The 12,386-nt window shown below is 46.6% G+C and carries 13 protein-coding genes and 1 tRNA gene; 13 read left to right on the top strand and 1 reads right to left on the bottom strand.

All coding sequences use genetic code 11. The features are described 5' to 3' along the window. Positions 1-96: 96 nt before the first annotated feature. The 7 genes from H8710_RS02375 (at position 97) to H8710_RS02405 (ending at position 6,894) form a co-directional block, all read left to right on the top strand. Positions 97-2,976, top strand: coding sequence for a pyocin knob domain-containing protein (locus H8710_RS02375; RefSeq protein WP_249293803.1), 2,880 nt, complete (start codon positions 97-99; stop codon positions 2,974-2,976). Continuing rightward, positions 2,969-3,187, top strand: coding sequence for a hypothetical protein (locus H8710_RS02380; protein WP_249293804.1), 219 nt, complete (start codon positions 2,969-2,971; stop codon positions 3,185-3,187). Before H8710_RS02375 ends, H8710_RS02380 begins: the two co-directional genes overlap by 8 nt. Beyond that, positions 3,184-3,516 carry a hypothetical protein gene (locus tag H8710_RS02385; protein ID WP_249293805.1) on the top strand — a complete coding sequence of 111 codons (333 nt, stop codon included), beginning with the start codon at positions 3,184-3,186 and terminating at the stop codon, positions 3,514-3,516. The genes H8710_RS02380 and H8710_RS02385 overlap by 4 nt, the downstream gene beginning before the upstream one ends. Beyond that, positions 3,513-3,758, top strand: coding sequence for a phage holin (locus H8710_RS02390; protein WP_249293806.1), 246 nt, complete (start codon positions 3,513-3,515; stop codon positions 3,756-3,758). Before H8710_RS02385 ends, H8710_RS02390 begins: the two co-directional genes overlap by 4 nt. 3 nt (positions 3,759-3,761) lie before the next feature. Further along, positions 3,762-4,379: a M23 family metallopeptidase gene (locus tag H8710_RS02395; RefSeq protein ID WP_249293807.1), complete on the top strand. Its 618-nt coding sequence runs from the start codon at positions 3,762-3,764 to the stop codon at positions 4,377-4,379. 10 nt (positions 4,380-4,389) lie between these two features. Beyond that, the gene (locus H8710_RS02400) at positions 4,390-5,643 is read left to right on the top strand and encodes an N-acetylmuramoyl-L-alanine amidase family protein (RefSeq protein WP_249293808.1); all 1,254 of its coding nucleotides are present in this window, start codon (positions 4,390-4,392) and stop codon (positions 5,641-5,643) included. Between the two features lie 147 nt (positions 5,644-5,790). Then, positions 5,791-6,894, top strand: a complete 1,104-nt coding sequence (locus H8710_RS02405) for a Fic family protein (protein WP_249293809.1) — start codon at positions 5,791-5,793, stop codon at positions 6,892-6,894. Positions 6,895-7,512: 618 nt separating this feature from the next. On the opposite strand, the gene H8710_RS02410 is transcribed toward H8710_RS02405, so the two are convergent. Next, positions 7,513-7,586: transfer RNA gene (locus tag H8710_RS02410), tRNA-Gly, on the bottom strand. Positions 7,587-7,750: 164 nt separating this feature from the next. Between H8710_RS02410 and H8710_RS02415 the strand changes: the two genes are divergently transcribed. From H8710_RS02415 to H8710_RS02440, 6 genes are all read left to right on the top strand, one after another. Continuing rightward, positions 7,751-8,557: an MBL fold metallo-hydrolase gene (locus H8710_RS02415; protein ID WP_249293810.1), complete on the top strand. Its 807-nt coding sequence runs from the start codon at positions 7,751-7,753 to the stop codon at positions 8,555-8,557. 73 nt (positions 8,558-8,630) lie between these two features. Next, positions 8,631-9,080, top strand: a complete 450-nt coding sequence (locus tag H8710_RS02420) for a GatB/YqeY domain-containing protein (protein WP_249293811.1) — start codon at positions 8,631-8,633, stop codon at positions 9,078-9,080. Between the two features lie 289 nt (positions 9,081-9,369). After that, positions 9,370-10,176 (top strand): hypothetical protein, encoded by an 807-nt coding sequence (locus tag H8710_RS02425; protein ID WP_249293812.1) that lies wholly within the window; start codon positions 9,370-9,372, stop codon positions 10,174-10,176. Between the two features lie 132 nt (positions 10,177-10,308). Beyond that, positions 10,309-10,686: a GntR family transcriptional regulator gene (locus tag H8710_RS02430; RefSeq protein ID WP_249293813.1), complete on the top strand. Its 378-nt coding sequence runs from the start codon at positions 10,309-10,311 to the stop codon at positions 10,684-10,686. A gap of 21 nt (positions 10,687-10,707) precedes the next feature. After that, on the top strand, positions 10,708-11,574 hold the full coding sequence (locus H8710_RS02435) for an ABC transporter ATP-binding protein (RefSeq protein ID WP_249293814.1): 867 nt from the start codon (positions 10,708-10,710) through the stop codon (positions 11,572-11,574). Further along, on the top strand, positions 11,571-12,230 hold the full coding sequence (locus H8710_RS02440) for an ABC-2 transporter permease (RefSeq protein ID WP_249293815.1): 660 nt from the start codon (positions 11,571-11,573) through the stop codon (positions 12,228-12,230). Before H8710_RS02435 ends, H8710_RS02440 begins: the two co-directional genes overlap by 4 nt. The last annotated feature ends 156 nt before the right edge of the window (positions 12,231-12,386 follow it).

Consider the following 12,386-nt stretch of genomic DNA (forward strand, 5'->3'; position numbering starts at 1 on the left):
AACTACTGTTGGACAGCATCTGCGTTTTGCAAGATATCGTAACTCAGATACAACAGGGAGATGTCAAAATTAATCACCATGAAAGGGGAGAGACCAATGCGATTTAAAGTAGAGGGCAGGGAAATCAAACAGCATGATACAATGATCGGCGTGACGGGGGACAATCAGGTAGAGGTCTACGAGTTTGAACTCCCTCGAATCTACAACGGAGTAGATTTGTACAGCAGCGGGATAGCGTATGTCCTTTTTAAATCCTCGTGTGGGGAACCAGGATATGTTCCGATTAGTGAAGATGACCGTAAGCTAGAAGGAGATCGAATGATCCTGACTTGGCGTGTGGGAAATCAGGTGACACAGACAGAGGGATTTTTGCATGTTGCCCTTAAATTTTCTGGCCTGGAATCGGAACTTTGGCACAGCTTACCAACTCGTTTTATCGTGGCGGGAACAATACAAGACGCGAGCCCGCAACCAGCGGTTTTTGCCCGATCGAATTTAATGCTTCGCACAGCGAATCCAGATACTGAGCCGCCGATTACCATTACTGAGCGGAAAATCAACATCCCGACAGCGATACAGAATATTGCTGTGCAGAACGACGAGAACAGTGAGGAAGTAAAATTGATTCTTCCTCGCTTTTTTGATGGAAATGATTTATCTTTGTACACTATTACAATGGTTTGCCAAAATTCTGAAAATGGAAGGAGTATTGTTTCTTTTTCCCCGCAAGTCGGAAATTCAGAGATTACTTTATGGTGGACACTCAAGCCGCCACAGACATCCTATCCCGGCAAACTTAATTTGCAGTTAAAAGTCGAAGGAAACGGCGCGGATGGGAGCCATTTCTTGTGGCAATCAGAAGGGGACAGCGCGGTTAATATTTTAAGAGCGCTAGATGGAGAACCCGTTATTCCCGTCACTCCTGATATTTACGACCAGTTTTTGACTCAAGCATCATCATTAGTGCAAGAGGCAAAAGGATACTCAGAAAGTGCTTCCAGTTCGGCATCATCCGCCCTTTCCAGCAAAAACGCCGCAAAAACTCATGAGACAAATGCGGCCAATTCTGCCAGCGAAGCTTCCGCTTCTGCCAATGCTGCCAACGCTTCCGCTCAGTCAGCAGCCCAATCAGCTACTGCGTCACAAAATTCTGCAACCGCAGCGGAAAACAGCGCATCGGATGCGCAAGCGAGCGCTACAAGCGCGGCAAACAGCGCAACAGCATCGGAAAGCAGCGCAGGGGAAGCAATGTTATTTGCTACAAACGCGCAGGGATACGCGGCGCAAGCAGAAGCATCAAAAAACAGTGCGGCTCAAAGCGCGACGGCGGCAGCAGCGAGCGCAGAAATGTTTGAACAAGCTATTTTAGTGACCGACTGGAACGACGCAATAAAGCCTGGATTCTATTACAGCGATAACAATGCTGCAAACGTTCCCACTTTTGAGGGCGCAGCAGGGGGAACCGGTCTGTATGGACTCGTTTTTAGCTACGGCGAACAGGTGCGACAAGTGGTAATGCCCAGATTTGGAAGCGGCTGCAAAATCCGATTTTGCGGAGGGCCATTTACGTGGTATCCCTGGATGCAGTTTGCTCCTAACGCGACTACAGACACGGCGGGATTCATGAGTGCGGCAGACAAGGCGAAACTAGATGGCGTAGAATCAAACGCCAATAACTATGTGCATCCAACAGATAGCGGAAACAAACATGTTCCGCATGGAGGAGAGTCTGGGCAGATTCTTCGTTGGAATTCAGATGGGGAGGCTATTTGGGATAACGAAGTCGACGCTTACACCAAATCCGACTCCCGCCAAGCTTTTGCCAATGCATTTGTAGGCGAGAAATCCGGCGCAATGGTAATCCTACCCGACGTGGCGGAAAACACACTGCTCCTTAAAGCCGCTGTACAAGGCGCGACGACGGAAGTCCTCGCAAATCCAGAGGCAGAGAAGTCGCCGGATAATATCGCAAGTATCAGTGGGGTGGAGCCAACGAAGGTAACGGTGTGTGGAAAGAATCTGCTTCCATACAAATTTGAAAGCGATACCCAAACCAGCTTCGGAATCACCGCGACCAAAAATGCCGATGGCTCCATCACGATACAAGGGGTAAACGACGGGACGGGGGCGTCATCGATTTATCTTGCACGGAGTAACCTGGAGATTCGTCTCCCGGCAGGAACTTATACATTAAGTGCCGGAACGCTGCCCAGTGGGGTTAGCTTTTACATCACGCCGGGATACAAAACCGGCACTTTCACATTACAGGAAGCTGCCGAATTTACCATTGCATATTTTAACATCTCCCTGAACACAGATCTGTCGGCTGGAATTACGGTATATCCTCAGCTGGAAGTCGGATCTACCGCTACCTCCTACGAACCCTACACCGGTTCCGATTACCCACTCCTCGCCCTGGAACCGCTGATGAGCCTTTCAAACGGCGTCTGTGATGAGTATGACGCGGTGACGGGGGTGGAGACGCGGAGGATTGGGAAAAAGACGCTGGATGGGACAGAAAACTGGAATATCCTTTCCGACCAATGCAATGAAACCAGCTCCTTTTTCTATCTGGGCCTTCCCATGGGTGGAGGTATTGTAGACTGCACCCACCTGATTTGCCGCACTATTGTCAGCGGTTCTGAGACGTATACCTATGACGGAATCTATGGGAACGCCGTCGGCGGTACTTTGTACATCCGTCTCAACCATTCCCACAATATCACTACGGCGGAGGGATTGAAAGAGTGGTTAGCCGCCCAGCACGCCGCCGGAACCCCCGTCACCATCTACTATGAACTGCAAACCCCAACCACCACTCAGCACGACCCGCAGACAGTCCCGGCGGTTTATCCCACGACAACGGTGTATGCCGACGCAGGAGAAATCGACGTGGCATATAACCGGGACAGCAACAAGATCATCAACCAATTGACAAGCGCGATTATTGCATTAGGAGGGACATTAGATGTTTAACCTGAAAGAATGGCTGAAAGAGGGAATCATCGGCGGCTACAAAAGCGGGGAGTTTTCCCGGCCGGGAATCATCACCATGACAGCCAACTACATCGCCCGCGGAATGCTCACCGAAGCGGACGCGGCGGAGATCGACGCGGCGTGTCCGGTGCTGGTGGCGCCGGAGGAACCCACAATTACTGATGAGCCTGTGGAGGATATTCCTGTATGATAGATTTTATCGCAAAATACTGGCTTGAGGCGCTGTTCGGTTCAATTCTCGCAGGGCTTGGGACGGCTTTCAGCTTTCTCTCCAAGCGTGTGTCAAAGCGCATCGAAGAGCAGGAGGCAATCAAACTCGGGATGCAAGCCCTCCTGCGCGACCGCATCATCAGCGCATACAACCACTACATGGACAAGGGCTGCTGCCCCATTTACGCCCGGGAGAATGTGAGGCGGCTCTATGAGCAGTACCACAATCTGGGCGGCAACGGGACAGTGACCGGGCTGATGGACAGCCTTATGGAGCTACCTACTGAGAAAAAGGAGGAAATAGAATGAAAAACTTATCAATCAGCACTATTGCACGGACAGGCGTATTGATTTTTGCGCTGCTCAATCAAATCCTGACCATTTCAGGGCACAATCCGCTGCCCTGGTCGGACGAACAGGCATATGAGGGATTTACCTTGCTGCTTACCGTGGGATCATCCCTCTGGGCATGGTGGAAGAATAACTCGTTTACTGCTGAAGCGATTGAGGCAGATAAAATTATGAAGGAACTGAAAGCAAAGAAGGAGTAGGCTATGAAGCGGATTTTTGCAGACAACTACAAAGTAACGCAGGGATATAGCGCCTCTCACGGCGGCCTTGATATTGTAGGACTGAGCAGCAAAAACATCATTAGCCCCGTTGCGGGTATCGTCAAGTCCTCCACTATGGTCCCAAAATCCAGCGGCAACATTACCTGGGAGTGGGGAAACTACGTCCGGGTAGACGACGCTTCCGGCAACCGATATTTCTTCTGCCACATGGATTCCAGGACCGTCAAGGTAGGAGACAAAGTCCAAGTCGGCACTAAATTGGGCGTTATGGGCAATACCGGGCACAGCTTCGGTGCTCATTGCCACTTTGAGGTGCGGACGCCGAACAACATCCGCACCAATCCCGCCGCTTTTTTAGGAATCCCAAACACCACGGCAATATACAAGTGGGTAGAGACTACCAAGGGCTGGACATACGGAGCCTTTAAAGGCGACTGGGAATTTATTGATGGCTGCTGGTATTACTTTGATAGCGCCGGGATTGCCGAAAAAGGGCCTCGGCTCATTGACGGGAAAATATACTGCTTTGCTCCACAATCATATAACGGAGTAAAGGAGTGCCAATTGCTTGAGACTGATGAATACGGACATTTAAAGTAAGGAGAATATTATGAGCGAATATGAAAAAAGGGGCCTCGGCCTCATCCAAACGGAACTAGACCCCCGGGACTATGTGTTCGGGGCTACATACGGCGCGGAGACGCTGCCCGAGAGCTACCAGACCGACATTTCAGGCATCAAAGTCCACGACCAGGGGGAATATCAAAACTGCGGGACACACGCCCTTTCCGCCCACGTGGAAATCGGCCTCAAAAAGGCCGGAAAGTACCAGAAGGTGAGCTTTCCCTGGTACTACGGCAACCGCCGCTACTCGGAGAATAAGGGCGAAGGAACAGAGGCCCGCGGCCTTTTAAAAGCTGCACAAAAGGATGGGGGATTGTATCTTACTGACTACCCCTACGAGGAGGAAGTCCCAAAAGCCATCGAAACTTTCGAGAAATATTTCGAGAGCTTCAAAACAAAGGCCCAGAACATCCGCATCAAGAACTACTATCAGTGCAATACGGTGGACGAGGTGAAGCGGGCTGTCTATTACTACGGAAGCGTCCTCGTAGGCACCATTGTATTCAAAAGCTTCTATGAAATCACGGCCCAGAACCCGATCATGCCCGAACCCCGCATCGACGGCGGCAGTCTGGAGCCCATGGCGGGCGGCCATATGATGCTCATCGTGGGCTGGAACAAGCAGGGCTTTACCGTCCTCAATTCCTGGGGCGAGGGCTTCGGCAAAAAGGGACTCTTCACCATGCCTTATTCTATCGTTGATTGGAGCGCCCGTCAGGGCTTCCCATTGCCGCTGTTTGAAGCCTGGGCGGTGGACGGCGTTTACCTCGACGGCAAGCTGCTGGAAACAGGCGCAAACCCCGTCACACCGCCGACTCCGTCGGGAAACGACGGCTGGTACAAACAAAACGGCAAGTGGCGCTACCGGGAAAACGGGAAAGACGTCGTGGGCTGGAAAAAGGTCAATGGGGTTTGGTACTATCTGCAATCGGATGGGTACATGAAAACAGGCTGGCTGAAAGACAAGGGTAAATGGTACTTCCTCAAAGCAAACGGCGCTATGGCCACCGGCTGGATTAAGGACAAAGGCGAGTGGTACTACTTGGATTCCACTGGCGCTATGCTGGAAGATTGGAAAGAGATAGGCGGCAGATGGTATTATTTTGAGCCGAAGGTAGGTAAGGCCGCCAGAGGCTTTCGCACCATTGCAGGGAAGGATTACTATTTCTTTGAGGAATCGTTCGGCGATTTGAAAGAATGCCAGATGCTGCAGACAGATTCGAGCGGCGCAATTATATAGGCGTAAAGAAAGCCCGGGGAGAGCAGTTGTTGTGCTCTTCCGGGCTGTTTTTGATTTTAAAAAGAAATATTTGCATAATTAAGAATCAAAATACTTGACATTTGATTCTTAATGTGGTAATCTGGAAAAAGAAGGGAGGAATTTTATATGAAAATGGATGCTTCCGTTCCATTCGTTGCCGCTACATTACCCTTAAATAAGGGGTGCTTAAATTACGATATTTTTATCGACGACCTTATTGATGCTAGTTCTAAGCTAGAAGTTTACAGGGAAAAAATTAGAGATAGCAAACTTGACAGTTCGTGGTTTATGCCAACTTTACAGCAAAAAGAAGCTTTGGCGTCTTCTATGATGGAAGGCACACAGGCTACTTTGGACGGGGTTTTAATTAACCAAGTCACACCTAATGAAAAGGATAAAAATTTGATTGAAGTAGCAAATTACTTCGAAGCCACAGAAATGGGGTATCGTTACCTCAGCAGAAATCAGTTTACTTTAGATTTTATTAAAGAAATACATAAAACATTGATGAAAGGAAATGTAAGAAAAACTATAGGAGAAATTGGAGAATTTCGAACAAAGCAAAACTATATTGGGAAAATGGACGAAGATCACGCCATAACATTTACTCCACCTATCTTTGGCGAGGTGCCTCAGCTTATGGAAAATCTTTTAGATTATATTGTAGATCCCAAAGATTCTTTGAGACCATTGGTACGAGCTGCTATTATTCATGCACAATTTTTAACTATTCACCCGTTTATGGACGGAAACGGTCGTGTCGGAAGAATTCTGATTCCCCTATATTTATATTGTTGTCAGCAAATTGACCTGCCTTGCTTTTTTATTAGTGAAGCACTTGAAAAAGATAAGTTTAGATATTACAAGCTTTTAAATGACATTCGCACAGACGGTCGTTGGAGCGAATGGATACAATTTTTCTTAAAAAATGTTACGTCACAATGCGACAAGTACATAAAAATGATTACTAGAATAAATCAACTTTACGATCAAGACCTGTCCCGAGCTTGCGAAGTTATACATAGTGGCAATATCGTGGACATTATAAATTTGCTATATAAATATCCCGTTGTATCCTCATCAATTATATCCAAATGCACGGATCTTCCTTCTGCTACAATTAATAGATATTTAAATTCCTTAGTGGAATGCGGTATCCTTTACACAGATGGGAAACCAAGAAAACGAACTTATTTCTATTACGACTTGATTAGTATAATTCGAGATTGAGGATTTTAATAAAGAAAAAAGAGCCGAACTTCTCGCAAAAGTTCGACCTTTTCTACACTAGCAAATCGGCAATTTTCATTTGTTAGCGGTGTGTATGTACATATTTATCATACCATGAATGCTGCCGAAATGCAAGTGATAATCTCAAAAAAGAAGGAGGTTTTTATATGTGGGTTTATACTCCATATATCACTGTAAAAGGCAGACGTATTTACGCCAGTTCATATGGACTGAAAGTATTTCGTTTTTGGGTAGATAAAGACAATCAACACAAAAAATAGACAATGATTTAGGTATTGGGCTAACAGAATACTTAGATTAACAATATACCCCGGAGTCTCACCACTCCGGGGATTTTTTTCCCCACATTTCGACAATATTTCCAAATTTTATATGTTAAACTATTAATATGATAAACTGCTAGGAGACAAATCATTAGCCGTGAGAATGTGCGCACATTCTTGCGGCTTTTGGTTTTTTGCGGAGGATATGAAGAGAGCCGGGGCGGGTGCCTCGGTTTTTTATTATTTGAGGATGATTTAAAATTAAAGTGTGTTACAAAGTGTGTTATTCGAAAAAAGAAAATCCCCGCAAGCGCTTTGCTTACGGGGATAATAATGGAGCGGATGACGGGAATCGAACCCGCGTATTCAGCTTGGGAAGCTGATGTTCTGCCATTGAACTACATCCGCAACTGCAGATTATTATACAACATCTATTCCTTTTTGTAAAGCTTTTTTTGCCAAAAGCTCCTGCCTTTTCCAAAAAAGCTTGCCGGAAAGGAAAGAAAGGTGTATACTAAATCCGTGAATAAACACAGCTAATTTGTCCCAAAATGGAGAAAGGGGAGGGTACTGTGCGCCTTACGGTGCTTGTGGACAATAATACGTATATCAACCAGTATTTGCTGGGGGAACCTGCCCTTTCTTACTATATAGAGGATGAAGAAGAAAAAATACTTCTGGATGCCGGATATTCAGACATTTTTTTATCCAACGCAGAGAAGCTTCAAATCGATGTGTCCGCCATCGGCACCATTGTTCTTTCCCACGGGCACAGCGACCATACAGGCGGACTGCCGTTTCTCTTCAAGCAGTCGGGACTGGATGAGGTAAAATTAGTGGCTCATCCCGATATGTTTGGAGCAAAACAGGCCCATCACGACCAAATCGGCTGCCCGATGACAAGAAAAGAATTGGACAGGAAATTTGACCTTATTCTTTCCAAACAGCCTGTCATACTCAGCGAGCATCTGCTTTTCCTGGGGGAAATTCCCCGTTACTTCGATTTTGAGCCCCGTTACGCTATCGGAATGGCCGAGAAAAACGGTGTCTGGCAGGAGGATCTGTTGTTAGATGACAGCGCGGTTGCCGCTATTCTGGAAGAAGGCCTTTTTATCATTACCAGCTGTTCCCACAGCGGCATTTGCAGTATTATTGAGCACGCAAAAAAAGTAACAGGAATCAATAAAATTGCTGGTGTGATCGGCGGATTCCACCTATTCGAGGAATCGGAGAGGTTGGTGAAAACGATTCAGTACTTTAAAGAAAACCGTATCCAAAGGCTCTATCCGTGTCACTGTACGTCTTTTGCCGTCAAGGCGGTTATTCATAAAGAAATCCCCATCCAGGAAGTTGGAGTGGGACTTACAATAGAATTATAGTTTGAATATAACATTGAAGCGAGTAGTATTTTGCGGCGGTAAAGCCGTAAAGATCTAGAAAGGAATGATTTATATGTCGAAAATCGATTTAGTCCGAAAAGAAATGATGGAAGCTTTAAAAAATAAAGATACTGTACGAAAAGAGGCTCTTTCCCTTCTGCTCTCTTCCCTCAAGGCGGTCGCCAAAGATAAAAATGCCGATTTGTCTGAAGAAGAGGAAAACGCCATCGTTTTGAAGGAAATCAAACAGACGAAAGAAACCATGGACAGCGCACCGGAGAGCCGCACTGATATCATTGACGAGTGCAAGGCCCGTTTGGCGGTGCTTTCTGAGTTTGCTCCCAAATCTATGGACGAACAGGAGATCAAAGCTGTCATCGAAAAAGTTTTGCATGATTTAGGCTTTCAAACACCTACTGTCAAGGAAAAGGGAATTATTATGAAAAATCTGATGCCTCTGGTCAAAGGGAAAGCGGACACAGGACTTGTCAACCAGATATTAGGCGAATACCTGAAAGCTTAATATAAAACAAAAAAGCCGCCTTCCTCGGAAATCCCATATGGCATTTCCCAAAGAACACGGCTTTTTCGGGTTCAGTTCAATTTTGGAGGATGAAACTGTACACCAAGGAGAAAAGAGGGATAACGGCCGCTTTTCTGCAAAAGGCCTCCGCTGGCTCCACAGTTGCAGACGGACGTTTTTAATAGTCTCTGTTCGCCTCGAAAATAGTGTCTGCTGAACCAGTGCAGTTATACACCGGAAATTTTTACTTCTAAATTCAATAGAAACTTAATAGAAAGGAGGGCGGCAAGTGGAACAAAAAATCAAATACGTCCTCACTGACGGAAAAAAATATGTCACCTTAAACAATACCAACCGCCCGAAAATGACTGAAAATGAAACCGATGCGTTTCTTTTTAAAAAAACCGCCGCGAAAAACTTTTTGACTTCGATTCCCAAATCTCTTTCCGGCGTGGAATGGCAGATTCAGCCAGTGGACGAAAGTAAATTCCCTCAGTCTGCCCCTGCCGAGTTGGAGGAAGTCATCGAGCGCGAAGCTGAAGAGTCCGTACCAGTGGAGGAATCCGCTGATAAACTGGAAAATTCTGCTGAAGAGTCAAAGCAGGAAGCGGTGCCTAAAAAATCCAGGCGGCGTTCCAGAGGCAAAAAAGAACCGGAAGAAGCAGTTCAGCAGCGGGAAATGATTACGCTGGAATTACAGCCGGAAGAGCCTGGCACAGCCGTGAGCACCGCCGAAGAATCGCTGGAAGCTTGGGTGCAGGGAATACAGGAGAAGCTTTTGTTTTTACGAAAACGTTTAAAAGACCTGAGGAACGAATATAATCACACCATGCTGGAGCTCACCGATATTTACCACAAGGTAGAGCTGAGCCGTTTCAATGTTGTAGAGGGCTATAAGCTCTGTAAACAGCTTCAAGACTGCTTGCAGCGGCGGCGCAACATCAAAAACGAGCAGGAACAGATTGATAAAATTCTGTCCTGCAGCTTTTCAGAATGCGCCAATGGCAAGTTGGAACGGCATTTTGAGTTGATGAGAAACCGGCAGTACAAGCCCCGGGTTTTGCCGGAGCTGTTCGAAGAGATCCCAGAAGAGTAATTCAAAAACCTGCCTGTTACAGGCAGGTTTTTTATTTTGCAAATTTTTTAGAAAAGAGGATTGACAAAATTGTAAAGTTGTGATACTGTATATATACAATATATACAGTATTTTCAGATGGGAGGTCGAAAGTTGGATATTATCATCTCTAACTCCAGCGGAAAACCTATTTATGAGCAAATCGCCTCTCAAATCAAATCTCTCATCATAAGCGGCAGGCTGAAAGAGGGGGAATCCCTTCCGTCTATCCGCCTTTTGGCAAAGGAGCTGCGCATCAGTGTGATCACCACCAAGCGGGCCTATGAAGATTTGGAGCGAGACGGTTTTATTGAGACGGTTCCGGGTAAGGGGAGCTTTGTGGCTCCCAAAAACGTGGAGTTTGTACGAGAAGAACATATGCGGCAGGTGGAAAGTGCCTTGTTCGAAGCAATACGCTGGGCCAAAACAGGGGGTATCACTGCCGGAGAACTCAAGGAACTCATCGACATTTTATTCGATCACGAGGCGTAAAGCCGGAAAGGCAGAGGGATTATGAACACGGAAAACATTCTGGAACTAAACGGCGTTTCTAAAAGCTACAAGGATTTTACCCTGCAAAACGTCTCTTTCCAATTGCCAAAAGGATCTATCATGGGGCTTGTAGGTGCCAACGGCGCGGGAAAAAGCACTACCATCAAGAGTATTCTCAATCTGATCCGCCGGGACAGCGGGGACATCAAGGTATTTGGCCTCGACAACACCAAGCACGATCAGGAGATCAAGGAACGGCTGGGCATCGTTTTCGACGAGACTTATTTTCACAGCGTCCTGAAACCCAAACAAATCAACAAGTTTATGAAGGACATCTATAAAACCTGGGACGAGGAGCAGTTTTTAGGCTTTCTCAAAAAGCTTAAAATCCCTCTTGACAAGCAAATCAAGGACTTTTCCCGTGGTATGAAGATGAAGCTCTCTATCGCAGCCGCCATGTCGCACGGCGCCGACCTTTTAATCCTAGACGAGCCAACCGGCGGTCTCGACCCGGTGGTACGCAGCGAAATCCTCGACCTGTTTTTGGAGTTCATCCAGGACGAGAACAAGGGGATTTTACTGTCATCCCACATTATCACTGATCTGGAGAAAATTGCCGACTACATCACCTTTTTGGACAACGGAAAAGTGGTGTTGTCAGAGTCCAAGGATGAAATTCTATATCTCTATGGGGTGCTGAAGGGTAGCCTCGACGATTTGAACCGAGTGGACAAAGGGGATATCATCAGTGTCCATAGGCACCGGTTTGGATTTGAGGCGCTGGTGAAACACGCCGACCGTATCCGGGCCAAATATCCGGGAATGGTGGTGGATCCCATCAACATTGAAGATATGATGATTTTTATTGCCAAGGAGGGACAGGAATGAAAGGCCTCTTGAAGAAAGATTTTTGTTTGTTGTCGAGATATATGCGCTTTATTGTAATTTACATGGGGGCGATGATCGTCCTGTTTGCAATGACGAGCCAAAACGCAGTCAGCGGCTTTGCCAGCGCCATGTCGGTGCTCTGCATCATTCTTCCCATCTATACCATCACCACTATGTCGCTGGACGAAACGAGCAAATGGGATTCTCTGGCCATCGCTATGCCGCTGAGACGCTCACAGATCGTCGGGAGTAAATATATTCTGGCCATTGTAATGCTGGGAATTGGGGTGACAGGCGGTGCAGTTTGCTGCGGCATTCTGGCTTTGTTCCATGCGGACGCCGAGGTCTGGGCGAACTTGACGGTTCTGCTGGTATTGCTTTGCTATAATACCCTAATGCTTTCCATCCTGATTCCCCTGGTATTTAAGTTCGGCGGTGAAAAATCCCGATTTATTATGATGGGCGTTTACATGGTGCCGACATTTATTGTCGTTTTCCTGTTCAGCAGGTTCGGCAAAAATCTGGATTTTGAGTCGGTTGCCCAGGATGCTACCGTGTGTGCGCTTTTGCTGGGAGGGGCGGTGATTATCGCCATAGCCGCTTACATTATTTCTTATTTTATCTCCTTGGGTATCTACAGAAGAAAAGAGTTTTAGAAAAAACCTCCGGTGTTGGCCGGAGGTTTTTTGTTAGATCCGAAAAATACCATATCATACAAATAGCTGTTCATCCAGAAATTTATCATATTCAAATGAAATGGTATCAATTTGAAACTTATTTGCAAGTTCATTGGTATTATTGTCAAGAGGTGA

Origin of the sequence: Fumia xinanensis, from assembly GCF_014384905.1 — a bacterium.
GTDB lineage: Bacteria > Bacillota > Clostridia > Oscillospirales > Ruminococcaceae > Fumia > Fumia xinanensis.